The organism is Nocardia sp. CA-119907 (assembly GCF_050955995.1).
GTDB lineage: Bacteria > Actinomycetota > Actinomycetes > Mycobacteriales > Mycobacteriaceae > Nocardia.
The window spans coordinates 3586591-3609860 of sequence record NZ_CP192091.1 but is presented as its reverse complement, the minus strand read 5'-3'; the positions used below and the strand labels follow the sequence as shown (position 1 = coordinate 3609860).

Below are 23270 nucleotides of genomic sequence, written 5' to 3'. Positions count from 1 at the left end.
GCGCGTGCGCCCGAAACCGTTGCATTCGCCCAGCTCAGCGAGCACATCAGTTAACGAGCATTCGTCCCGTTTCCTTCGATGCTAGCGGCAGCGCGACAGCCGGTGGACCGTGGCCGCCACTACCAACCGGTAACCTGGCGCGGGTGACAAGGCTGATCCGTGCCCCTCGCGTCGTCGCCCTGCTCGTCTGCGGCGCGGCGCTGTTCATCGCGGCGATGCTGGTCCCGCTGCCGACGCCACAGCAGATGCAGGACTGGGCCACCTCGGTCGGCCCCATCTTCCCGCTACTGTTCTTCGTGGTACACGCGCTGGTCACGGTGGCGCCGGTACCGCGAACGGTACTGACGGTGAGCGCGGGCGTCCTGTTCGGCCCGGCACTCGGCATCGCTCTGGCCGCCTCCGCGACAACTGTGAGTGCCGCACTGGCCATTCTGCTCGTTCGCGCCCTCGACCGCGACCGCGTCGCCGCCCACCTCACCCACCCGGCGGTGCGCTCCATCGATGAGCGCCTCGAACGCCGCGGCTGGCTCGCCGTCGGCTCGCTGCGACTGATCGCCTTCGCCCCCTTCTCGGTCATCAACTACTCCTGCGGGCTGTCCTCGATCCGGTTCTGGCCCTATATGATCGCCACCGTCATCGGCATCCTCCCCGGCACCATCGGAACCGTCATCCTCGGCGACGCCCTCACCGGCGGTACCCATCCGGGAATGCTCGTGGTCTCCGGAGCGCTGATCGCCATCGGCATCATCGGACTGGTAGTCGATGCGCGCTGGTCGCATGCCCATCAGCCGATTCAGGAACCCGCCACCGCGACACCGGCCTCGATCGCCGACTGATCGAATACCCACGCACAACACCACATCCGACACCGCACGAGCCTGCTCGTCGGGCTTGCCTCGCCTGCGCGCGGTCCTCAGCCAGACCCCTGAAGGGTGCGAATATTCGGCGGTTCCCTAGTCGACGGTCAGTTCGATGGGAATGGCGAACACGTCCACCATCGCACCGTTGCGCAAGACGGTCACGGGCATGGAGACGCCGATGGCGTCGCCGAACAGTTGGCGTTGGATGCCCTGGGCGTCGGCCACTTCGGAGCGGGCCACGCTGAGAACGAGATCGCCCCGGCGCAGGCCGGCGTGGTCGGCGGGGCCGCCACGAACCACCTCGACGATCCGGACACCGGCGTGCTGGCCGGTGCGGTCCGCCACCGACGCGGGAAGCGGGGCGGGAACACCGACGAGGCCGAGATAGGCGCGGCGGACTCGGCCGTCCTTCAGCAACGTGCTGATGATGCGCCGGGTGGTGGCATTGATCGGAATCGCAAGGCCCAGACCGACTCCGGCGACCGCCGTATTGACGCCGACCACGCGGCCCGCCGAATCCGCGAGCGCACCACCGGAATTGCCGGGGTTCAGCGCGGCGTCGGTTTGGATCACGTCCTCGATCACCCGTCCGGCGCGTCGGGAGGCGACCGGAACCGCGCGGCCCAGAGCGCTCACCACGCCCGCGGTCACCGAGCCCGCCAACCCCAGCGGGCTCCCGACCGCGACCACCAACTGCCCGACCACCAACTTGTCCGCGTCGCCGAGGACGACCGCGCCCGGAGCGCCGCCGCGGGCCCGCAGCACCGCGAGATCCGATAGCGGGTCGACGCCGACGATATCGATGCGTGACTCCACACCGTCGGCGAAGACGACATCGCCGCTACCCGCCGAGCCGACCACATGCGCGTTGGTCAGTAGGAATCCATCATCGGTGAACACCACCGCGGATCCACTCCCCCGCCGGGTCCGCACGCTCGCCACGTGCGGGGTGACCGACGCCGCCACCGCGATGACGGTGCGCGAATACGCGTCCATCGCGGACTCGTCCAGGTTGTGTTGTCGTGCGGCGTCGCCCTGGCCCGACAACGGGACCGACTCGTCGTCCACGCTGACCACCATCCTGCTCATCGGGCGCGCACTCGATTCGAGGGCGCCCTGTCCAGGATGCCCCGCCGCCACCGCCAGCGCACCGTGTTCGCCACAGGCGCAACCGCATTCATCCGACGCCGACGAACAGGTACCGACGCGTTCGAAAACAGCGCCTTCATATCAATTCGCGCGAGACGGTCGCCCCAACCGTCTGAGACGGTACCGTACTTGTAGTACCTCATACCTGCGGTACCGAAACCAATGAGGTGCGCTATGACCGAGTAGACCGTGTGCGGGCAAAGGGCCGCACGACCCCCGGCTATCCCAAGACCAGACGAGTCACCTTCCGCTTCGGCGAGCCGGAGCCGATGTCCAAGTACTTCGCGGACGGCGATACGGTCTTCAGCCATTTCATCGCCGGACTCTCGGCGGGCTTCCCGCCGGGCGAGGAGTCGTTCATCAGATCGGTCCGCAAATTCGCCGATCAGATCACCGATCCGGTGCTGAAGAAGCGGGTCGCCGGATTCATCGGCCAGGAGGCGACGCACGGCCGAGAGCACCGGCGGCTCAACGAGAAACTGGTCGATATGGGCTACCGCATCGAGTGGGTGGACGCCCCGGCCGTGATCGAACGGCAGCAGCATCGAAGCGCGGCTCCCCGACAAGCTGCATCTGGCGGCAACGGCGGCGGGAGAGGCAGCAGGAACTGTTCGGCGCGGACGGCGCGCTCGTCGATCACCTGAAGTAATAACCGAACAACCCTTGAATCAACGGAGATTCACATGACCACCAGCGCGAATTCCAATGGCGCGTACCCGAGGGCGCGGCGCATGCGGTTCCGGTTCGGCGATCCCGCACCGATGCGCAAACACACGGCCACGCTCGTGCGACGGGTTCTGAGCAACGCCGAACTACCGGCGATTCCGGCCGATCAGCAGGTGCGCGACCTGCTCAACTGGCCACGGCCGCACATCTGAGCCGCGCCATCGCCGAGAACAAGCGGCGCGGCGCGACGGTGTGCGAGATCAGCCGGGCCGCGCACGACGCGTACTTCGCGAAATGTCTACGTCGCCAGCAGAAGAACTTCTTGTGCACCCCGACCTGCGCCGGCTCGAATACCTGCTACATCAACAGCCACGGCGATTCACCGTTCCGTTTCTCGACACACGGCGAGATGTACTGGCAGAACCGGCATTTCGACCACGACGACTACCGGTACGGCACTGGCGTCACCACCCGCAGCACCGATCCCGTGCTCGAGGAGTCCGCATGAAGCTCGACACCCGCAGTCGGCCGCAGCCGGTACGACCTCGCGATGGTCCCGGTGCGCGCCGAGGCGTAGCTCGGCTATTTCCTGCTGTGGATCGCGCTGGGTGTGAATCGCCGGATCGCCCAACCGCTCTCGGTGGACCTGCTGGAACGGCTCGGTCGGGCGCTCGCCCTTGTCGATCAGCAATCGGCGAATCACGCGGTACCGCAGAGCAATTCGCCCGTTCTCGGCACGAAGAGCTCGGGATGAACCCCCGCACCCATACCGTGAAGGTCGCCGAGGTCATTGTCGAAACCGCGGATGCCACCACCCTGGTTTTCGATATCCCCGGCGATCTCACGGATCGATTCACCTACCGGCCGGCCAATATCTCACGCTGAAGGTGCCGAGTGACCGCACCGGGTCGGTGGCGCGGTGCTCGACTGGCCCAAGCGAACCAGACTTCTGGACCTGTTGCTGGACAAGGGCATCGATGCCCCGTACGTCTGCCGGGAATCCGCCTGCGGCACCTGTGTCTGCTCGGTCAGGCAGGGTCGAACGCGGATGCTCCAGAACGAGGCCCTCATCGACGACGAACTGGCGCAGGGCCTCACTCGGTCATTGCGTCGTGGTGTTCACGCCCCTGGCACCCGATCCAGAAAGCCGTGCACACCGAGGATGCGGCCGTCCTCGGCCAAGGTGATCACATCGGTCCCGGCGACCGGCGCGCTCCCGTCCGCCACCGATACCAACTCCCACGAGAAGCGGGCGGTGTCGTGGTGTCCGTCCACCACGCCGAGCTGACGGAACTCGAAGCCGGGGAATTGCTGGTGCACTCCCCCGATGGCGGCGCTCAACTGCTCGTGCCCGGCGACGTCGGCCAGCGGATCGGTGTAGAAACCGTCCTCATGCCAGGCCGCGGCCACTGCTCGCGCCCGCACGTCATCGTCGGTGGCATTCCACGCCGTGAAGTACCGGCCGACCGCGTCCTCATAGTGCGACATAGTGAATCTTCCTCTGCTGAAAGGTATTTCGGTCATCCGTCGAAGTTCCGAAGCGGATACCTCAACCTTGCCCGCTGCCGATCGCGGAGTCGATTACGTGCGAGGTAAGGATTATCTGGCGAACCATCGCGGCCACTGATGGCCGCGCTCCCACACCGTGTCTCCGGAGACCACGATGAGAGCGCAGACCTCGGTGACCGCCCGCCGCGACGCCCAGATGTGCTCTCGACTCGGCACGAGCACCGCATGTGCACCACAGCGCGCGATCGCCGTCAGCAGCCGCGCGACCGGATCACCCTGCGGCCCCACCGTCATCGGGACCAGGTCGTAGCCGAGTCGAGTCGCACAGTTGCGGATACCCCGCACGTCGCGATCCACCAGGGATCCGGAAATGTCCCACCGCACGAACCCGATCGCCCAGGGTTTCGTCGCCACCCCATTGCCAAATGCCCCCGTTTCGCCTCCCAATCCCTCGACACCCTCCCATGGCTCGGACCCGCTCATCTCGCACACCCTGTCTGCCGACACCTAGCTGAAACGGTAGGAAATCGGACTCCGGCGACACCATGGTTTTGCGGGGATTTGCGGAATCTGTTGACCCTCATCGCGCTGACCGGCGACGATTGGTCATAGCCAGCGCAATTCTCCACGCGAGACGAGGCCACTCTCATGCGTATACAACTGCTCGGCGGACCCACCAACAACACCGGCTCACCCCGGCTCTGGATCGATGAGGATCGACATCTGTATCTGGTCCAGGGCTACCGGGTGGCCCACCACGCCAACCACGTCGAAATACCCCATATGTTGCTGGGCTGGCTACAACCCGGCACTTACATCGGCGCTCCACTGCACGACTCCGGGCACGGATCCTTCACTCTCGCCGGGCAGCCGGTCACCGATCCGGATGCCTTGGCGCACATGCGGATTCCCGATCACGAAACCGCGATCGCGGTCCCGGTCGGACAGAGCCCGTGGGAATGGTAATGAAATGCTCTACTTCACCATCGAGGAAACCAACGATCTCATTCGTGAGACCCGAAGCGACGCTTTCCATCTCGAGGTGTCCGATGATCACTCCCAGGTCGCCGACGAGACCGAGCCGATGCGCCGGGTGCTGGCCGGGCTTCCGCCCTTCGAGGAGCAATCCTATCCGCCGTCGTGGCGGGCCTGGGAGGAACTAACCAGCGAGGTCTCTGGACGCGGCGTGCCGATCCGGCGCGTTCGGGTGGTCTCGGAACCGCTCACCGACTATGTTCGATTCCTACACGCACTCACCGACCGAAATCAGCGCTACGGCGAGGATATTCGCTGGCTGCCAAGACATCTCGCCGATCCATCGGAGTACACCGACGACGAGTGGTGGCTGCTCGACGAGACGGTCGCCTTTACCATCTTCACCAAGTCCGGCGATCTCGCGGGCGCCGCGGTAACCACCGACCCCGTCCTGGTCGCACGATGCACGACAGTTCGAGATACGCTGTGGAACAAAGCAATTCCCCACGACGACTATATGCCCGGCGGGCGGAGTGGATGACCGGTGTCGAGCAGTCCCGGCAAGCCTTCGGGGCGCGATTACGTGAAATGCGGAAGGCCGCACATCTGACCGGTGTGCAGCTGGCCGCCGATGCGGGCTGGCATTCGGCGAAGGTGTCGCGCATCGAGCACGGCAAGCAGACGCCGAGCGATAACGACCTGGCCGAGTGGTGCCGATTGTGCGGCGCCGAACTGCTGCTGCCGGATCTGCGTGCGACACTGGCGAATATCGAGGCACTCTGGCAGGAGTGGCGCCGTATCGCCGCGACGGGACATGCCCAGCAGCAGCGCCGCCGCATCGAATTGGAAGCGCGCGCCAGCACGATCCGCAACTATGAGAACGCGGTCGTCCCCGGACTGTTGCAGACCGAACAGTATGCCAGGGCGGTCCTGCAGCGTTGCATCGACTTCGTCGGCGGCATCGACGATATCGACCGCGCGGTGGCAGCACGCATTGCGCGCCAGCGGATTCTGCACCATGGCACCCACCGCATCTGCATCCTGCTGGCCGAACAGGCGCTCTACACCACCGTCGGCGACGACGATGTGATGACCGGCCAACTCGAGCGACTGATCGATGTGATGCCGCTGCCGCGGCTCGGACTCGGCATCATTCCCCGGACGGCGGATTTCCTCTACACCACCACGTGTTTCGTGCTGCTCGACAAGCGCGTCGCCGAGGTCGAGACGATTTCGGCGGGCCTGACCATCACCCAGCCGCGGGAACTCGCGTACTACGAGAAGACCTGGTCGGCGCTGCACCGGCAGGCGCGTTACGGCGAAGCCGCCCGGGCCATGATCACCGATGCGCTGAAGCGGCGGCTGCACCAGTAGCGCCGCTACAGTGCCGCACGGAGTTTCGCGGCGTTCTCATAATCGCGCTGCCATTGCGGGCCGGTCGGAGCGAGGATGACACGTTCGACTCCCGCATCCCGGTGCGCGGCGAGCAGTTCAGCGGCCGCGGCGTGATCTTCTGGTAAGGCTGGTGCGACGACGGTGACGGTGGGCACCGGTCGATCGAATTGCGCTGCGAGCGCTCGCAATTCGTCGATGTCGGTCGCCAACTCGGCGAGGCCGGGCTGCAGGGTGATCCAACCCTCGGCATACTGGGCGGCCCGACGCCGCGCCCGAGTCCCATTGCCCGCCACCAGAATCGGGGGCATCGCCGATCCGGGCGACAAGGTCACGTCCACACCGTTGACCGTGGCACTCGCCCCCGTGACGAGTTCGGGCAGCACCCGCAACCCCTCATCGGTACGGCGGCCGCGATCCTCGAAGGCCATACCGGCCGCGCGCCAACCGATGTCGCCGTGCGCCGGATTCCCGGTACCGATGCCGAGCAGCAACCGGTTCCCCGATACGTATTGCAGCGTGCTGATCTGCTTGGCCGCCCAGGCGACCGGGCGCAGTGCGAGCAGCATGACGTTGTAGCCGATCCGGATCCGGTCGGTGGCGGCCGCCGCTGTCGCGAGCGTCACGGTACTGTCCAGCATCGGCGCACTCGCCACGAGATGGTCTGTGGACCAGACCGATTCGAGTCCGAGCTGTTCGGCGAGCCGGGCGCTGGCGCGCACATCGCCGAGGATCGGCTGCGCGGGATCGGGTGTCGAGGTCGGGAGGATAACGCCGATTTCCAAGGTCATGGGCACAACGTTAGGTACCGGAGGTGAGCGTTCCAATGGCTTGGAAGCTCACTCCGATGTCCCGAACGCTCACTCCGCCGCGGCTGCCTGCTCGGCGGGCTTACGGTGCAGTCCCTTTCGGTCGTAGTACAGCGTCACCGCGGCGCCCAGTGCCAGGCCGATGCCCACACCGAGCACCGCCATCCAGCTGCCGCGCGCGAGCCCGGCGTCACCGTTGGCATTGAAGTACAGGATGGCGCGCACACCGAGATAGACCTGGTGCATCGGTTCGAAGGTGGCCAGCCACGCGAAGTAGCCAGGCGTCGCTTCGATCGGCACACTGCCGCCCGAGGAGGGCAGGCCGAGCACGATGAACAGGATCAGATTGACCAGCAGACCCGCGGTGCCGAGTGCGGCGAGCACCGACAGCGCGGTCAGCCCGACCGCGATGATCGCGAGCGCGCAGTAGAGGAACAGCGCGAGCGGATGATCCAGCGGCACATCCAATGCCGCCGCGATACCGAGGAATACCCCGGAGACGATGGGCGCGGTGACGATCAGGATCGCCCACTTCAGCAGCAGGGTGCGAAATCGGGAGATCGGCGCGGGCGGGTAGTGCACGTACCACGGGCCGTATTCGGTCGGTGCGAATCCGAGTGCGGAGTCGGTCATCGAATGGATGATCATCGCGCCGGTGAATCCGGCGAGCAGCACCATGATCGTGTAGAAGAACGCGGACAGGCCCTGGCCGGTGCCGTCGGGCAGCGGCCGATACGGTGCGACCACCACTTGGATCGGGTGGGCCAGCATCAATTGGCTGGCTCCGGCCAGTTCGGGCGCCGCGCCGCCCCCGGCGGGTCGCAGTTGGGCCTGCACGGTATCGGTGAGTTGTTTGCCGACGGTCTCGTCGACGCGAGTCAGCGCCTGTTCGGCGATGCGCTGCATCACCCCGGTGGCGAAACTGCCCGCACGCGGGTTCGTATGCACCGTGATGATCGGCTGCTCGACCTTGCCGGGCACCACCCCCGCCGCGCCGAGAATGGCCAGCCGCTTGGTGAAGTCACTGGGGATGACGATCGCGCCATAGGCCCGGCCCTGGTGCAGTTGCCGCTGCGCCTCGGCGAATCCGACGACCTGCAGGTCGATCTTGTCGGCGGGGATGCCGGCGATGAGCGCCTCGGTGATCTGATTTCCGACATTGGTCGGTTTGCCGCCGAGAGTATCGCCGTCGTCCTGATTGACCAGTGCCACGCGGAAATCGTGCAGATTCTTGGTCGGATTGACCACGTACGCAAGGTACATGGTGGCCAGTAGGGACATGAGCAGAGTGACCACGGCGATCGGGGCGATCCAGGCCCGGGGCCGCAGATGGCGGGCGGCTGTGTCGGCAGTCGTCATGGGCGCACGGTAATCCGTCGGACGGGTGTTTCGGTAGCGATCGGGCGTGGGTCGGCTGCTGGTCACATCGCGGGTCCCGTACCCATCAGCGAGACAGCCATCACAGCTGGGCGTATCGGACCGGTTCAGGATGGATCAGGTGCGGGCAGGGGCCAGCGATCCACGGTGTGCAGGGTCGAACCGGCTTGCTGGGCATAGTGTTCGGCGTGCAGGGCACCCGGGTGGAATCTGCGCGAGGCGGCCAGCCAGCCACCGGCTTGGCGCAGTACCTCTGCTCGGGTCAGGGGCGGGTCGGTGCCGAGCAGGAGGGCACCGTGTTCCGGGGCGACGATCGCGGCGGAGCCGAGATGTTGCAGGCAGCGCCCGGTGCCGAGATCGTCGTCGAGTTCGCGATAGGCCGAGAGGGCGCGCTGCCAGTGCCGCAGCGCGCGTCGGGGTTCACCGCGTGCCCACCAGACGATTCCGAGCGTTTCGCGGGTGTGCGCGCGCCCCGCGGGATCGCGGCCGCCCCGCGTAAGCGATTCGGCCAGCTCCAGGTGGCCCTGGGCGGCGTCGAGGCGGCCCTGATGCAGATGAACGACCGCCAGATTGATCAGCGCGCAGACCTCAGCGGGCACATCCGTGCGGGGCAGCAGCCACCAGGCGACCTCCAGCCGATCTTCCGCCTCGCTCAGCACGATCGGGCTCGGTGGCGCGGTGTCGAGCGAATGCAGTGCGGTGTAATGCGCCCAGCGCGCGGACAGACTGGTCGACAGGCCACGTGGACGATACTTCGGTGGCCGCACCCGCAGGCGTCCGGCCCGCAGCAGGGCCAGATCGCGGGACAGTGGGAACTCGTCCGATTCGGTCAGGCGGCAGAGGGCCTCGGCCACACCGGATGCGTGCTCCGGCAGGCCCTTTCGGGCATACCACACGTCCAGGGCGTCGGCAATGCGCGCGAGCTCGTACACCGCGACCCTCGGCACCGGCACCGTGGGCGCCGGAAACAACGTGCGCAGATACGGTTCCTGCGCCTCGAACCAGCGGCGGGCACCCCTGGCGAAACGAACCGTTTCCAGGGCGATCGCCCACCGGGTCGCGCGATCGGCGTAGTGGTGCAGCAGCGCGGGCAAAGCGGCCTGCCAGCGTGGCCCGGCGACGACCTCCGCCGTTGCGGGCAGTCGAGGCTTCTTGCGCAGGCAATACCGATCGGCCCCGAGATATGTCACGATCCCGCGCACCTCGAGATCCTCGAGCAGCAATGCCGAGGTGCGCCGCTCCGCGGCCGAATCCGACGGCAACCGTGTCGGCGCGTCGAGAATCGCCGACAGCACGGCCAGCAGTGCGGCCGTCTCGAATTCGTGGACCGGCAGGTCCCGCAGTGCCGCCAGGATCGGATCGTGGTCCAAATCGGTGAGTTCTTGCGGCTCATCGGGACAGCTGGTGGTACCGACGAACCGGACCGGCTCACCCGGTTCGATCAGTTCCGCGATCAGGGCGAGTTCTTGTTCGGTGCGCACTCTTTCGCGAAACTTCTCGATGCGCCGATAGGCGACGTACGCCCCTACCGCCAGCACCCCGACAACGGTCAGTCCACGCAGCAGTCCACTGATCACCTTGACGGCATCGTTGTCACCGAGCGAATTCACCACGATATTCCGGGCGAGCTCCAGCACCACCGCCCAGGCCACCACCTCGGCGGTGCCGAGCACGCCCTCCCAGATCGTCGACCGCGGTGTGGTCTGCTGTGGCGATTCGTGCCCGCGTGGCTGTGTCATCGCAGCGTTCCTCCCGTCAGTCCGGGCACCAGCCAGCGCCGCCATGTCGAGAGCAACAGCAGCACCGGCAACACGGCCGACAGCAGGGAGCCCGCCGCGAGTTGTGCGGCATTCTCGTTGAATTGCCGTGCCTCGCCCCACAGCAGCAGCGACCACGGGCTCGCACCCGCGCCGTTCATCATCAGCCCGATGAAGAAGTCGTTCCACACCTGGGTGAATTCCAGCACCGCGACCGCGACCACGGCCGGACCCGCGGCGGTCAGCAACCGCCGCATGATGGTGCCCGGACTGGCCAGCCCGTGCAGCACATCATCGGCCGGACCGTCCAGCGGGGCCAGCATGGCACCGCGCAGGATCAAGATCGCGACCGGCAATCCGGCGGCGGCGTGCACGAAGATCAACGGAATTCTGGTGCCGGACAAGCCGAATGCGTCGATGAACGCGTCGAGCGAGCCGAGATAGCCCTGCGCGGGCAGCACCGACAAGACGACCAGCGACACCACCGCGATCCGTGCCATCGCTCGATCCGGGCCGACCGCGGCCAAACGATGTGCCACCGGCAGCGCCGCGGCCACCACGACTACGGTGGCCAGCCCGGCCACCAGGAATGTCGTCTGCCAGGCATGACGGAAGGTCTGGTCCTGCCACATACCCGTGAGGGCGGCGAGATCGAATCCGGAAGGGCCGTCGAAACATACGACGATCAGCACCAGGATCGGAATCGATGCGAATACCGACACCAGCGCGATACCCGTCGCGCGCACCAGGCCGATCCGGGACCTGCCCGCCGAACCGGACGCCGTCGCGGAGGCGGTCCATCCGGTCCGATGCCCGCGGACGCCGGTCTGCAGCAGCCAGGCCACGAACCCCACCAGCACCGCCAACGGCAGGGCGTAGGCGGCCGCCACACCCGCGCCGAGATCGGAGTCGGTGACCAGCCGCCACCACTGCACGGTCGCGCTATCGAGCTGATACTGCATCGACCCTGGCACCCCGATCAGCACCACATCGAAGACGCGGGCCGCCGCCACACCCACCACCAGACCGAGGATCAGCAAGACCGGACGCACCAACTCCAGTAGGCGCGGCAACGGGAATCGCCGCCCCTGTCCGTGCAGATGGCCCGAGCGCACCGGGTCGGCCTCGATGGCCCGGATATCGGCGCGGAGCAATCCGGTGAGGAAACCGAGCCAGGTCCACAGGAAGGCGGAGCCGAGCATTATCGCGTACCACATCCGGTATCCGCCGACGCTCCGGATGCCGAACCGGTCGGCGAGATATTCGAAGATCAGCCGGAATGCGACACCCGAGACGAATGCCGAGATGCCGAAGGGGACGATCAGCGGCACCCACAGCGCGCGCGAATTCCGCGACCACCATGCGATCACCAGCGCGGCGAACAGCAGCATCAGACCGAAGACAACCCACAGCAGAGTGCGCACATATGCCCAGATTCCGTCCGTGGTCAGCGCGGCGCCGAGCGACCACAGCCCGAGCGCGGCGGTCGCGGCGAAGGCCGACCGCAGCGCCAGTCGGAGGCGACCGCGGCGGCGATGCCGGGATATCAGTGTGAACGTCACGGCAGCGACGGCGACGACGGTGCAGGAGACCACGATGCGCGGACGGGCCTGCACCGCGATCGCGACGGTCCACAGCGCGGGAGCCACCAGCAGCACCACGATCAACCCGACCGCGAGCAGACCCGCCCAGCCGAACCAGCGGTGCGGACGGCCACCGGGTACCAGCGGACCGCGCATCCGGCGGGTGGCCAGTTCCAGGCGCAGACCATTGGCCCGGAAGTCGGAGACACCCGTCATCGACGGCTCCGCTCGGCGGCGTCGAGAGCGGTGATCGCGGCATCGATCGCGGCATCCGGATGCTCGTTCGCACCGTCGCCGATCGTGGTGAGAAAGCTGGTCAGGATGCGCCACAACCCGTTTCGGCCGCCCACGGCCCCGAGCTGGTCGGACAGGTCGAATGCGCTCCACGAGGTCTGCGATCGCGCGATCGGTTCGAGCAACGCCGAATATCGTGCGGAGGTCCGCAGATTCGGGGCGATGAAGCCGCCCACACCCTCGATCCACGGCAGCGGCGCCTCGGGTGCGGCCAGCGCCGCCACCACCTCGTCGGCCCGCTGGTCGGCGTATTTGGTTACCACCAGGACATCGCCACCCACGATACGCGGGCGCTCGCCGCCCAAACCGACCGACGGGAACTGCGCGATGCCGACAACGTCTTCGGAGCGCCGTCCGGCGGCCCGAAGGCTTTCGCGCACAATAGGTTCGGCGAAATCAGGGGCGATCACCATGGCGGCGCGACCGCGTTCGAACACATCCCGGATGGCATCCGGGAATTGTCTGGTCAGGGCCACCGCGACACCGCCGGCGAAGGTGTGGCGCTGTCCCCACAGTCGAGCGAGGTGTCCGAACGCGGCATGCACGGCGGGACGGTCCCAGGTCCGGTCCTTGCGCGCGCCCGCCAATTCGTCGTAGGTGCGCGGCGATTCGGCGCGCAGCACATTCTCGAAGACGTCGGTCAGTACCCAACCGTCGCCAGCGGCGAGGGCGAGCAGTCGGATCGGCGTGTTCGCCAGCACCTCCATTCGGTCGATCCAGTCCGGGATCGTCCAATTGGCCGGATCGCCGAGACGATAGCGGTCGATCGCCTGCCGGTCGTACCAGACCAGCGATTTATCAGCGGCCTTGAACGGCACACCATACGGTTTTCCGCCGTGATACAACAGTTGCTGCCACGGTTCCGAATAGCGTGCCCCGTTCTCATCGGCCCAGAAACCCTCGGCGACCGGCCGTAGCTTGTCGTCTTCGACGAGAGCGCGGACCTCTCCCGCCTGCGGCAGCATGACGATATCCGGCGCCGACTTCCCGCCCGCGGTGAACGCGGTGCCGATTTCGTCGCCCAGGGGGATCACCTCCACCGACCCCGCAAACGGCACACGCGCCAGGACCGATCGGAACGCCGACAATTCCGTCCCGCTCCACGACACCCCGATCCGGACCAGTCTCGAATCACCCCATAGCAATTGGGGAGCACACGCGGCCAGCGGCAGCACCAAACCCGCTTGCAGCAATGCTCGTCTGGTCCCCATGCTCTCCCGACAGTGCCTCGTGACAGTCGCCGAGAATTATTCCATCAACCCCGCCGGTCCGGAGCGATTCCGCGCACACAGCTCGATGGACAGGCCATCGAGCTGTGTGACGCCGACCCGAAACCGCCCTGGATCCAACGGAATTCGAGGCAGACCCGCCCGCCGTCACAGCCTCAGCGCAACCAGCCCTTGCGTTTGATATAGACCAGCGGAATCACCGCCGCCACCAGGGTCATCAAGGTGGTGGCGAGAAAGCCGTGCTCCCACTCCAATTCCGGCATCCACGTGAAATTCATGCCGTAAAAGGTCGCGATCAGCGTCGGAGGCAGGAAGACAGCGGTGATGATGGTGAAGACCTTCACGATCTGGTTCTGTTTCACGTCGAGCCAGGTCATCACCGACTGTTGCAGATAGCGCACCTTATCGTGCTCGAAACCCGCGTGCTGCTTCACGCCATCTATATCGGCGATCAGGATGGCGATCAGGCTTTTCAGATCGCCCGCGGGTGTATCGGCCATCAGATGTCGTGCCGCGCGGGCCAATTGCAGTTGGGTCTCCTGCACCCGGGAGACGATCTCCTCCGCGGCATTCATCCGCGACATGGTGCCGCGCATATCCGCGACGCCGATTTCGCGGCCCCGGTGGTCATAGCCGTTGGTGGCCATCTCGATATCGTCGTTCATCGCCTCCAGCGCGTCGCTGGCGTAGTGGATGACCCGTTCCGATGCCTCGTTCATCGCCCAGAGCAGCGCGTACATGACCCCGTGCGGGGAACCGGTGAGGCTCGGATTGCGGCGCATTTTCGCGACGGCCTTGTCGAACGGGGTGAAATGCAGGTCCGGTTGCAGGGTGATCAGGAAATCGCTGCCGAGCGCGAAGACGATGGTGTCGCGTTCGATGACGTCCCCTCGTTTATAGGTGAGGACGACGGGCAGATAGATGAACTCATCGGTCTCGAAGACCCGATTCCGCGCGGTGGCGAAATCCACACCCAGACGATTGTGCAGCACCGCGGCGGTCTCGGCGTCGGTCACCGAGAGCGGAATCCAATGCTGCTGAAGGACGTCGGTATCGAAGCGGTCGATCGGAGCGGCGGTGGTCGTCGTCATCGGCTACTGCCCGTACGCCGAATGCGCTGGCGACATCGATGACGATCCGACCGGCTGCTGTGGATGTGCATAGTGCATCGTCAATAGTCCCGCGCTGATCAGCAGATACAGACCGATGGTGAACCAGATCGCCTGTCGCTCGAGATTCGGTGTGCGGTACAGAGATTCGACCTTGTTGAACAGCGTCGCCATGGTGGGCTCCAATACGTCCGTTCGTGCAGTGGCCGCGCTCGCCACGATGCACCGACGAGCGCCATTGGCGGGGCACCCCGCTTCGTTGGTTGATCTCAGCGCACGAATTGCGCCGTCAATCATTAGAAACCCGCTGCGGCGGTCCGTCAATCAGTTGCGCAAGTATGCGCAACCGTGCGGCAAGCCGGCCGCCACCGCCCGCCGCAGCATCTGCACCATCACCGATCCCGATATCGCCGATATCGTGCGGTTCGCATCCCGCCACCACCAACCGCGCGGTGGACCGCCGGGTTCGGATGCGCGCTGACGGGCTGGCATCATGCGCTCTGTGAACCTTCGTTTCGGAATCCAGCTGGCGCCGACCGCCGACGAACTCCCGCGTCTTCGGACTCTCGCCCGAGTCGCCGACCGGGAAGGGCTGGATCTGCTCGGGATTCAGGACCACCCGTACGCGGGTGGGCTCGCCGACACCTTCGCGGTCATCGCGACCGTCCTCGCCGAGACCGAGCGGCTGCGGGTCTTTCCCGATGTGGCCAGCCTGCCGCTGCGCGGTCCGGCGCTACTCGGCAAACAGGCGGCGACACTCGATCTGCTCAGCGGCGGACGGTTCGAGCTGGCCGTGGGCGCCGGGGCCTTCTGGCCCGCCATCAGCGCGATGGGTGGTCCGTCGCGGACGAGTCCCGAAGCGCTGCAGGCGCTCACGGAGGCCACCGAGATCATTCGGGCCATGTGGGTGCCGGGCGCGAAGGCCACGGTGGCGGGTACGCATTACTCCGTGCGCGGTGTGCAGTCCGGTCCGGCGCCGGCGCATCCGGTCGGAATCTGGTTCGGCAGTGTCGGACCGAAGGCCAATGCATTGACCGGGCGGATCGCCGACGGCTGGGCGGCGCCGATCCCGCACTACCTGCCCTACGAGAAATGGCAAGGCGCACAACAGATCATCTCGGCCAGCGCCCTCGATGCCGGACGCGATCCCGGCACCATCATGCGGATGGCGCAACTGGTCGGCGATATCACCGAGGCCCCCGGCTCGGTGACGTTGCGCGGCGAGGAGCCGATTCGCACCGATGCCGCCGGCTGGGCCCGCATCCTGGCCGACCTCGCTACCGATACCGGATTCGACACATTCGTGTACTGGCCGGAATCACCGGAGGAGACCCAGTTGCGCCGGTGGGTCGCGGAGGTAGTGCCGCGCGTGCGCGAACTCTGCGCCTGACCTCGGACGGCCGTCGCGTCACGTAGGCGTGACGGCCGATCGCAGGTGTGGTTCACATGCGCTCAGGTGCCGCTATGCCCAAGAGACCGAGTCCGTGTGCGAGCGTTTTCGCGGTCAATTCGCAGAGTGCGAGGCGGTTTCCACGGACGGGGTCGGGTGCGGTGAGCACCGGGCAGCTCTCGTAGAAGCCGGTGAAGTCGCGGGCGAGGTCGTAGAGATAACCACACAGCCGATGGGGTTCCAGGGTCGCGGCCACTTCGACGACCACCGTGCCGTACGCGTCGAGTTCCAGCGCCAGTGCCCGTTCGGCGGGTTCGAGCGCGATGCGGGCATCGATGCGTGATGTGCGGTCTTCGGCCTTGCGCAGAATGGACCGAATTCTCGCATGCGCGTATTGGAGGTAGACGCTGGTATTGCCGTGCAACGCGACCATACGGTCCACGTCGAAGGTGTAATCCTTGACCCGGGAGGTGGACAGGTCGGCGTATTTGACCGCGCCGATGCCGGTGGGTTCGGCGATCGCATCGAGTTCGGCGGCGGGCAGGTCCGGGTTCCGTTCGGCGACAACGGCTCTGGCCTTGGCGACGGCCTCGTTCAGCAGATCCGTCAACCGTACGGTGCCGCCCGCGCGGGTCTTGAACGGCCGTCCGTCCGGGCCGAGCACCGTGCCGTACGCGATATGTTCGGCATCGATATCATCGGTCAACCATCCGGCCCGCCGCGCGGCCTCGAAGACGAGCCGGAAGTGCAGCGCCTGACGCGAATCGGTGACATAGAGCAGCCGCTCGGCGCGCAGAGTATGGACGCGGTAGCGAATGGTCGCCAAATCCGTTGTGTCATAGCCATATCCGCCGTCACGCTTGCGCACCATCAGCGGGACCGGCTGGTCATCGGGGCCGGTCACCTCCTCGGAGAACACAACGAGGGCGCCGTCGCTGTCGACGGCGATGCCCTTGTCGACCAACTCGGCGATGGTGTCGGCCAGCAGTGGGTTGTAGAACGACTCCCCGACATAGTCATCCGGGGTGAGGAGTACGCCGAGCCGATCGTAGATTGCACCGAACGCCCGCTCCGATTCGGCTACGATCTCCCGCCACCGCTGCAAGGTGGCCGGATCGCCGGACTGCAGCGCCACCACCCGGGCCCTGGCGCGGTCGGCGAATGCCGGATCGCCGTCGAATTCCCCGCGGGCGGCCTTGTAGAGACCGTCCAGCGCCGATACGGCCGAGACATCGCCGCTCAGCTCATCGTGGCGCCACCGCGGCTCTGGGTGCTCGTCCAAGTACTGGATGAGCATGCCGAACTGAGTTCCCCAGTCCCCCAGGTGATTCTGCCGAATTACCGGGGCACCGAGGAAGTCGAGCACCCGGGCGATGCTGTCGCCGATGATCGTCGTCCGGAGATGGCCGACGTGCATCTCCTTGGCGATATTGGGTGCCGAGTAGTCGACCACGGTACGGCGTCCGGCCTCGGCTGCCGGTACGCCGAGCCGATCATCGCACGATCGCACCGAAACCTGTTGCCAGACCGCTTGATCCGCTACCGCGATGTTGAGGAATCCGGGCCCCGAAACCGTTGCCGTGAACTGCCCGTCGCCCGGCTCTGCCAATGCCGAGGCCAACTCCGCGGCGAACTCGGCAGGCCGCATCCCGACCCGCTCGGCCACCGCGAGCGCCACATTGGACTGGAAGTCCGCGCGTTCGGAGCGTCGCACCACCGGATCCGCGCCAGCCACCGCCGGGCGGACTCGCCCGATCGCCGCCGAAACCACGGCAGCAGCCTGGCCCAGCAATGGCAGCACTCCGGAATCACCCACGCGCTTCCCTCCCGTCGGTTCGGATCCGTGAGTATTCCAGCGCAGCCGAATCGCGCCGAATGATTTTCCGAGTCGACCGTCGTGTTCAGCGGATCATGATCGTCCCGCACGCGCCGTGCCGACCCACAGGGACTGCCCGCCCAAGCGAGCGCCGGTAACCTTGGCAGGCACTCGCCGGGCTGGGTTCTTGGGAAGGGAGCGGACGTGGCCGCATTCCGCACACGCGGCATCGGACTGACCGCTCTCGCGCTCGCCGGACTGCTGACCGGCTGTTCCGGTCATGGCACGCCGGATGCGGGTCCGACCGCCGCCCCAACCACCAACTCCCTGGCCAACTGCACGCCGCTGACCGATGAGCAGATCAGCCGCACCGCACAGGCCAACACCCTCACCGCACACCATCGTCCGCCGGTCTGCGTCTGGCAGGCGCAGCGCGGCGATGACGAATCCGACCTCACCTTCACCTACACCGACCGCGAATCGCTGCAACAGACGTGGCAGCGGGCCGAGAACGACGGTTTCCAGAACGAACATCTGACCATCACCAGACAGATCTTCGGGACCACGGTCACCGCGACCGGCTTCTACATCCGCAATCCGCACGACCCCGGTGATTGCGCGGTCGCCGCCGCCGATAACGGCACCATCGTCTGGCGGGTGCAAAACCACTCGCACACCACGGCACCGGACCCCTGCGCCATAGCGCTGCAACTGGCAACGCTGACCATCGATCTCGCGCCTTAGTACCCGACCGGGTCCGCGCGGACCGCGTCGAACGAAACGCCCCGGACCGCTGGGTCCGAGGCCGCTTCGTGTCGGTTTCCTACTGTGACGGCGGCTGCCAGGGACGGCCCTGCGGCCCTGGCCCGTCCGGGTGGTACGGCTGCTGCTGCGGCGGAATCGCCTGCTGTGGTGGCACCTGTTGATACGGCGCGGGCTGCGGCTGGCGGGTCACCGGGGTGGACATGCCCTCCACCGACGCACGGGCATCGGCCTCCGCTGCGCGGACCGCCTGTTCGATGGCGGGGTCACGGGCCGTATCGAACCAGTCCGCCACATCGGAATCGTCCTCCGGCTTGCTCTGCACATCGTCGGCCGGAGCGGGCTCGTAGCGGAATACCCCGTCCTCGCCCTTGGTCGCGAAGTTCTGGGCGAAACCTTCGAGGGCCTTGCCGAAATCGCTCGGCACCAGCCAGACCTTGTTCGCATCGCCGCGCGCGACCAGCGGCAGGGTCTGCATGTATTGGTAGGCGAGCAGTTCCGGCGTCGGCTTGCCGGATTTGATTGCGGCGAACACCTTTTCGATGGCCTTCGCCTGACCTTGCGCCTGCAGATAGGACGCGGCACGTTCGCCCTGGGCGCGCAGAATGCGGCTCTGCCGTTCACCCTCGGCCGCCAGGATCGAGGCCTGCTTGGCACCCTCGGCGGAGAGGATCTGCGCCTGCTTGGCGCCCTCGGCGGTCTTGATCTGCGACTCCCGGGTGCCTTCCGCGGTGAGGATCATGGCGCGCTTCTCGCGGTCGGCCTTCATCTGCTTCTCCATCGATTCCTGGATCGATGGCGGCGGATCAATGCTCTTGAGCTCGACCCGTGCGACGCGCAGACCCCAGCGCCCGGTGGCCTCGTCGAGCACACCACGCAGCTGGCCATTGATCTGATCGCGCGAGGTCAGCGTCTGCTCCAGGGTCATACCGCCGACCACATTGCGCAGCGTGGTCACGGTGAGCTGCTCGACGGCCGCGATGTAGTTGCTGATCTCGTACACCGCCGCCTGCGGGCTGGTCACCTGGAAGTACACGACGGTGTCGATATGCAGGGTCAGATTGTCCTCGGTGATCACCGGCTGCGGTGGGAAGGACACCACCCGCTCGCGCAGGTCGACCTTGGCCCGGACCCGGTCGGCGAACGGCACCAGGAAGGTCAGCTGACCTGACACTGTGCGCGAATACCGGCCCAGTCGCTCGATGACTGCCGCCTCCGCCTGCGGGACGAGGGCGATCGATTTGAAGACCACCACCACGACCAGCAGCACCAGGACGGCGGCAACGATCAGTACACCCATTAAGGCCCCTTCCAGACGACCGCGGTCGCGCCGTCGATCTTCATGACGTACACCGTGGTTCCCTTCGGATACTCGACCGTCGTATCGAACGGCCGCGCGGTCCATTCCTCACCGCCGATTTTGACCAGGCCGCTGTGCTCGGCCACCTGTTCGAGCACCAGCGCCTGCTTACCCATCAGCGCGTCCACATTCGTCGGAATCGGCGGCGGAGTTCCGAAGCGGCGCCGCAGAACTGGGCGCACGCCGAGCAGCAGAACCAGCGCCAGCACCGCGAAGATCACCGCGTCCACGACCAGACCCGTACCCGCCACCGCACTCACGCCGGCCGTGCCGAGCGCGGCGACGCCCAACATGAGCAGTGTGAGGTCCCCGGTGAGCATCTCCGCCGCCGCGAGCAGTAAACCCGCGACCAGCCAAACGATTGCGGCCACATGCCCACTGTAGTTGTCCGTGACACTTCTGTGGCGCGACAAACCGAGATCAACCGAAGTGGCAGTGCTAGTTTCGGCGGGTGAGCGGGCGTGACATGTATGGCGGCGATATCTTCTCCGGGCATTCGCGAGCGAACAAGCCAGCGGTGCCGACTGTGACGGCGGAACGCGACCTCGTGGTGGAGGATGCGGCGAGCGGATTCTGCGGCGCCGTTGTCGGATTCGATCGAAGCTACGACGGTGAGTTCGTCAAACTCGAGGACGCGCGCGGTGCGGTGCGGTTGTTCGCATTGCGCGAGGCAGCGTTCCTGATCGACGGTGAGCCGGTGACGCTGGTCCGACCCAAAGCCGGGGTGCCCAAGAAGCAAACCCGGTCGGCGTCGGGCTCGACGCGCGTGGAGGGACTGCGCGCGCAGGTCGCCAAGACCAGCCGGATCTGGGTGGAGGGTGTCCACGATGCCGCGTTGGTGGAGCGGGTCTGGGGGCACGATCTGCGGGTCGAGGGCGTGGTGGTCGAACATCTCGAGGGTTTGGACAATCTGGCCGACCGGCTGACCGAATTCGCGCCGGGGCCGGGTCGGCGGGTCGGTGTGCTGGTCGACCATCTGGTGACCGGTTCGAAGGAAACCCAGCTGACCACGAGCCTCGGTAAATATGTGCTGGTCACCGGGCATCCTTATATCGATGTGTGGCAGGCCGTGCGCCCAGCGGCGGTCGGCATCGCGGCATGGCCGCAGGTGCCGCGCGGTGAGGACTGGAAGACCGGCATCTGCCGCCGCCTCGGCTGGGGCACGCCGCAGGAGGGGTGGCGGCGGGTCTACAACGCCGTCGAATCCTTCCGCGATCTGGAATCCCCTCTGATCGGCGCCGTGGAGCGGCTCATCGACTTCGTCACCGAACCGGAATGACCGGATCCGCAAGATCAATTCCGGATCCAATCGCTGAAATCATGTCCCACTACGCGGAATTCGACTCGGTAGACGTAGCCGTGAAGCGGCGTCGGCCGGTCCGGCATTGCAGGTACTCGCGGTACTGGTAGACCGATCGATGCGCGCAGCTCACCGGGGTATCCGGCATGATGCCCCCGAGTCGCAACCCTCCTTTATGCTCGATAATTATGTGCTCTCCTAGTGCCACGCTGACGGTGTGGGCTGGCTCATGGCTGGCCGGTCGCAGCGCGCCCGACGACATCCTGGAGGCGTTGTACGCCTGGGCGCCGCGGCACACGATCGCCGCGGGCGACCCGATCACCGGCGGTCGCGACGACCTGCCCTGGTCCTCCCGCAGCAATCTGTCCGGCACCGGAGTCATGGCACTGCTCAAGGTGATTCGTGAAGCGATGGCCCTGCCCGGTGCGCAACTGCGACTGGTGCTGCCGGTGCCCGGCGATGTGCGCGGTCTGCCGACCGGAACCGCCTTCGCCGCCGATGCCATCGAGGTGGGCGAGGGCATGCTGTTCGGCGTGCCCGGCAGCGACGGCACCGGACTGATCCCGCAGTGGGTCGATGACGACACCTTGCAGTGGACCGTCTACAGCACGCCGATCCCCGCCACGCTCGGATCGGATATGTCGCTCGGCGAGGCGGAGTACACCATGCGCGAGGCGGTGCGCGATGCCGCCGACGCCCTGATGCGCCTGCACACCACCGCCGTCGGCGCGGCCGCCGACACCGACCCGCGCGAACTCATCGAGGCCGAGCTCGCGGACTACTCCCGCCACGACTATCCGGATTCGATCCCGTTGCGCGCCAGGCGAATCCTCGACAGCGCCGATCATGTCGCCGCCATCCTCACTGTCGCCCAACGCGAACCGGCCTCCTCCCCCACCTCCGCCACCGCCATCGGCGCCCAGGAAGACCTGCTACGCCCACTGTGGGACGCGATCCGCGCAGCACGGTTGGTGGCGGTACACGCCGCGGCCCGAGGCAATTCGTAAGCACCGGCATTCGGCGCACGAGGCAGCCACCGGTCCCCGAAGCCGCGAGACCACCGGCGTCCTCTGGTTGAATAGACCGACAGGGCGACTGAATCAGGGAGGCGGCATGTTCCGCATACGTCGCGTTGCCGCGGCTCTGACCACCACAGTCCTCATCGGTCTCGGCGTGCCAGCCGTTCCCGCCACGGCGATCGTGGGCGGCGATACCACCGAGGCGAGCGCCTACCCGTGGCTCGCCGCCGTCGGCTCCCCGTTCTTCTTCCCCCGACCGTCCGGACAGTTCTGCGGCGGTGCGCTCATCGCGCCCGATCGGGTGGTGACAGCGGCGCACTGCGTCGAGTTGGCCCGGCTGCTGCCGCACGGGATCACCGTCACATTCGGGCGCACCGATCTGCGCTCGCACGACGGAGTCATCGTGGGGGTCAAGGAGATTCGCATTCACCCGAACTTCTGGGAGAGTGATTTCGAGGGCGAGACCGTGCACCACAATGATCTCGCGATCCTCATCCTCGACGAGCCGAGACCGGGCCCTTTCCTGGAAATAGCTGCGCCACAGAGTGATCCGCGCGCATACGGCGATACGGGCACCATCGTCGGCTGGGGCGCGACCAGCGAGACCGACACCTCGAATACGCACCTGCGATCAGCCACCGTCCCCATCGTCCCCAACTCCACATGCGCCGCCGCCTTCGGCTCCGCCTTCGACCCGGCCGATATGTTCTGCGCCGGATCCACCGCCGCCGATACCGCCGAATACGACAGCGGCGACCCACTTCTCGCCTCGGGCCGCCTGCTCGGCCTCACCTCTTGGGGCAAGGGCAGCGCCCGCCCAGGGTTCCCCGGCGTCTATACCTACGTCACCACCGTGAGCTTCTGACCCACCACGGCATCTCAGGCGACCAGGGGGATGAAATGCGATCGACGAT

Annotated in this window: 25 protein-coding genes and 3 pseudogenes; 15 read left to right on the top strand and 13 right to left on the bottom strand. The window is 66.5% G+C overall.

The window, feature by feature from the left end:
* Nucleotides 1-143 precede the first annotated feature (143 nt).
* A complete protein-coding gene (locus ACQP2D_RS16065; RefSeq protein WP_433684485.1) occupies nucleotides 144-836 on the top strand; it encodes a TVP38/TMEM64 family protein in 693 nt (230 codons plus the stop codon).
* A 117-nt stretch (nucleotides 837-953) separates the two neighbouring features.
* Here ACQP2D_RS16065 and ACQP2D_RS16060 read toward each other — a convergent pair whose 3' ends face one another.
* Entirely contained in the window at nucleotides 954-1856 is a 903-nt protein-coding gene (locus tag ACQP2D_RS16060; protein WP_433685670.1) for a S1C family serine protease, read from the bottom strand.
* Nucleotides 1857-2200: 344 nt separating this feature from the next.
* Here ACQP2D_RS16060 and ACQP2D_RS16055 point away from each other — a divergent pair.
* From ACQP2D_RS16055 to ACQP2D_RS16035, 5 genes and pseudogenes are all read left to right on the top strand, one after another.
* Nucleotides 2201-2606 (top strand): annotated as a pseudogene (locus ACQP2D_RS16055) (metal-dependent hydrolase); the annotation flags it as partial.
* Between the two features lie 86 nt (nucleotides 2607-2692).
* A complete protein-coding gene (locus ACQP2D_RS16050) occupies nucleotides 2693-2887 on the top strand; it encodes a hypothetical protein (RefSeq protein WP_433684484.1) in 195 nt (64 codons plus the stop codon).
* Nucleotides 2869-3183, top strand: a pseudogene (locus ACQP2D_RS16045) (NAD(P)/FAD-dependent oxidoreductase); the annotation flags it as partial. The gene ACQP2D_RS16050 and the pseudogene ACQP2D_RS16045, both read left to right, overlap by 19 nt.
* Nucleotides 3184-3425: 242 nt before the next feature.
* Nucleotides 3426-3560, top strand: coding sequence for a hypothetical protein (locus tag ACQP2D_RS16040; protein WP_433684483.1), 135 nt, complete (start codon nucleotides 3426-3428; stop codon nucleotides 3558-3560).
* A gap of 34 nt (nucleotides 3561-3594) precedes the next feature.
* Nucleotides 3595-3774, top strand: a pseudogene (locus tag ACQP2D_RS16035) (2Fe-2S iron-sulfur cluster-binding protein); the annotation flags it as partial.
* Nucleotides 3775-3794: 20 nt separating this feature from the next.
* On the opposite strand, the gene ACQP2D_RS16030 reads toward ACQP2D_RS16035, so the two are convergent.
* Nucleotides 3795-4163: a nuclear transport factor 2 family protein gene (locus ACQP2D_RS16030; RefSeq protein WP_433684482.1), complete on the bottom strand. Its 369-nt coding sequence runs from the start codon at nucleotides 4161-4163 to the stop codon at nucleotides 3795-3797.
* Nucleotides 4164-4274: 111 nt separating this feature from the next.
* Nucleotides 4275-4667, bottom strand: a complete 393-nt coding sequence (locus tag ACQP2D_RS16025; protein ID WP_433684481.1) for a hypothetical protein — start codon at nucleotides 4665-4667, stop codon at nucleotides 4275-4277.
* Between the two features lie 165 nt (nucleotides 4668-4832).
* Here ACQP2D_RS16025 and ACQP2D_RS16020 point away from each other — a divergent pair, with 165 nt between their 5' ends.
* Genes ACQP2D_RS16020 through ACQP2D_RS16010 form a run of 3 tightly spaced genes read left to right on the top strand, consistent with a single transcriptional unit; the run spans nucleotide 4833 to nucleotide 6533 of the window.
* Nucleotides 4833-5150, top strand: a complete 318-nt coding sequence (locus ACQP2D_RS16020; RefSeq protein WP_433192451.1) for a hypothetical protein — start codon at nucleotides 4833-4835, stop codon at nucleotides 5148-5150.
* 4 nt (nucleotides 5151-5154) lie between these two features.
* Nucleotides 5155-5700: a DUF6879 family protein gene (locus tag ACQP2D_RS16015; protein ID WP_433684480.1), complete on the top strand. Its 546-nt coding sequence runs from the start codon at nucleotides 5155-5157 to the stop codon at nucleotides 5698-5700.
* A complete protein-coding gene (locus ACQP2D_RS16010) occupies nucleotides 5697-6533 on the top strand; it encodes a helix-turn-helix domain-containing protein (RefSeq protein ID WP_433684479.1) in 837 nt (278 codons plus the stop codon). Before ACQP2D_RS16015 ends, ACQP2D_RS16010 begins: the two co-directional genes overlap by 4 nt.
* 5 nt (nucleotides 6534-6538) lie before the next feature.
* Here the strand turns inward: ACQP2D_RS16010 and ACQP2D_RS16005 are convergent, their stop codons facing one another.
* The 7 genes from ACQP2D_RS16005 to ACQP2D_RS15975 form a co-directional block, all read right to left on the bottom strand.
* Nucleotides 6539-7342: an LLM class flavin-dependent oxidoreductase gene (locus ACQP2D_RS16005; RefSeq protein WP_433684478.1), complete on the bottom strand. Its 804-nt coding sequence runs from the start codon at nucleotides 7340-7342 to the stop codon at nucleotides 6539-6541.
* A gap of 69 nt (nucleotides 7343-7411) precedes the next feature.
* A complete protein-coding gene (locus ACQP2D_RS16000) occupies nucleotides 7412-8719 on the bottom strand; it encodes a YhgE/Pip domain-containing protein (protein ID WP_433684477.1) in 1308 nt (435 codons plus the stop codon).
* A gap of 125 nt (nucleotides 8720-8844) precedes the next feature.
* Nucleotides 8845-10476 carry a tetratricopeptide repeat protein gene (locus tag ACQP2D_RS15995; protein ID WP_433684476.1) on the bottom strand — a complete coding sequence of 544 codons (1632 nt, stop codon included), beginning with the start codon at nucleotides 10474-10476 and terminating at the stop codon, nucleotides 8845-8847.
* Nucleotides 10473-12293: a hypothetical protein gene (locus ACQP2D_RS15990; protein ID WP_433684475.1), complete on the bottom strand. Its 1821-nt coding sequence runs from the start codon at nucleotides 12291-12293 to the stop codon at nucleotides 10473-10475. Before ACQP2D_RS15990 ends, ACQP2D_RS15995 begins: the two co-directional genes overlap by 4 nt.
* Nucleotides 12290-13582, bottom strand: coding sequence for an ABC transporter substrate-binding protein (locus tag ACQP2D_RS15985; protein ID WP_433684474.1), 1293 nt, complete (start codon nucleotides 13580-13582; stop codon nucleotides 12290-12292). The genes ACQP2D_RS15990 and ACQP2D_RS15985 overlap by 4 nt, the downstream gene beginning before the upstream one ends.
* A 173-nt stretch (nucleotides 13583-13755) precedes the next feature.
* Nucleotides 13756-14691, bottom strand: coding sequence for a CorA family divalent cation transporter (locus tag ACQP2D_RS15980; protein ID WP_433684473.1), 936 nt, complete (start codon nucleotides 14689-14691; stop codon nucleotides 13756-13758).
* 3 nt (nucleotides 14692-14694) lie between these two features.
* Entirely contained in the window at nucleotides 14695-14883 is a 189-nt protein-coding gene (locus tag ACQP2D_RS15975; protein WP_433684472.1) for a hypothetical protein, read from the bottom strand.
* 28 nt (nucleotides 14884-14911) lie between these two features.
* Here ACQP2D_RS15975 and ACQP2D_RS15970 point away from each other — a divergent pair, with 28 nt between their 5' ends.
* A complete protein-coding gene (locus tag ACQP2D_RS15970; RefSeq protein ID WP_433684471.1) occupies nucleotides 14912-15190 on the top strand; it encodes a hypothetical protein in 279 nt (92 codons plus the stop codon).
* A 21-nt stretch (nucleotides 15191-15211) separates the two neighbouring features.
* The gene (locus ACQP2D_RS15965; protein WP_433684470.1) at nucleotides 15212-16099 is read left to right on the top strand and encodes an LLM class flavin-dependent oxidoreductase; all 888 of its coding nucleotides are present in this window, start codon (nucleotides 15212-15214) and stop codon (nucleotides 16097-16099) included.
* A 52-nt stretch (nucleotides 16100-16151) separates the two neighbouring features.
* Here ACQP2D_RS15965 and argS read toward each other — a convergent pair whose 3' ends face one another.
* Entirely contained in the window at nucleotides 16152-17915 is a 1764-nt protein-coding gene (gene argS, locus ACQP2D_RS15960) for an arginine--tRNA ligase (protein WP_433684469.1), read from the bottom strand.
* A gap of 204 nt (nucleotides 17916-18119) precedes the next feature.
* On the opposite strand from argS, the gene ACQP2D_RS15955 reads away from it, so the two are divergent.
* The gene (locus tag ACQP2D_RS15955) at nucleotides 18120-18659 is read left to right on the top strand and encodes a DUF3558 family protein (RefSeq protein WP_433684468.1); all 540 of its coding nucleotides are present in this window, start codon (nucleotides 18120-18122) and stop codon (nucleotides 18657-18659) included.
* 79 nt (nucleotides 18660-18738) lie between these two features.
* Here ACQP2D_RS15955 and ACQP2D_RS15950 read toward each other — a convergent pair whose 3' ends face one another.
* Complete coding sequence (locus ACQP2D_RS15950; RefSeq protein WP_433684467.1) at nucleotides 18739-19977, bottom strand: SPFH domain-containing protein; 1239 nt, start codon at nucleotides 19975-19977, stop codon at nucleotides 18739-18741.
* The gene (locus ACQP2D_RS15945) at nucleotides 19977-20408 is read right to left on the bottom strand and encodes an NfeD family protein (protein ID WP_354957258.1); all 432 of its coding nucleotides are present in this window, start codon (nucleotides 20406-20408) and stop codon (nucleotides 19977-19979) included. The genes ACQP2D_RS15950 and ACQP2D_RS15945 overlap by 1 nt, the downstream gene beginning before the upstream one ends.
* An 80-nt stretch (nucleotides 20409-20488) precedes the next feature.
* On the opposite strand from ACQP2D_RS15945, the gene ACQP2D_RS15940 reads away from it, so the two are divergent.
* From ACQP2D_RS15940 to ACQP2D_RS15930, 3 genes are all read left to right on the top strand, one after another.
* Complete coding sequence (locus ACQP2D_RS15940) at nucleotides 20489-21316, top strand: DUF3097 domain-containing protein (RefSeq protein ID WP_433684466.1); 828 nt, start codon at nucleotides 20489-20491, stop codon at nucleotides 21314-21316.
* Nucleotides 21317-21525: 209 nt separating this feature from the next.
* Nucleotides 21526-22344 carry a hypothetical protein gene (locus ACQP2D_RS15935; RefSeq protein WP_433684465.1) on the top strand — a complete coding sequence of 273 codons (819 nt, stop codon included), beginning with the start codon at nucleotides 21526-21528 and terminating at the stop codon, nucleotides 22342-22344.
* Nucleotides 22345-22450: 106 nt separating this feature from the next.
* On the top strand, nucleotides 22451-23221 hold the full coding sequence (locus ACQP2D_RS15930; RefSeq protein ID WP_433684464.1) for a S1 family peptidase: 771 nt from the start codon (nucleotides 22451-22453) through the stop codon (nucleotides 23219-23221).
* Nucleotides 23222-23270 lie beyond the last annotated feature (49 nt).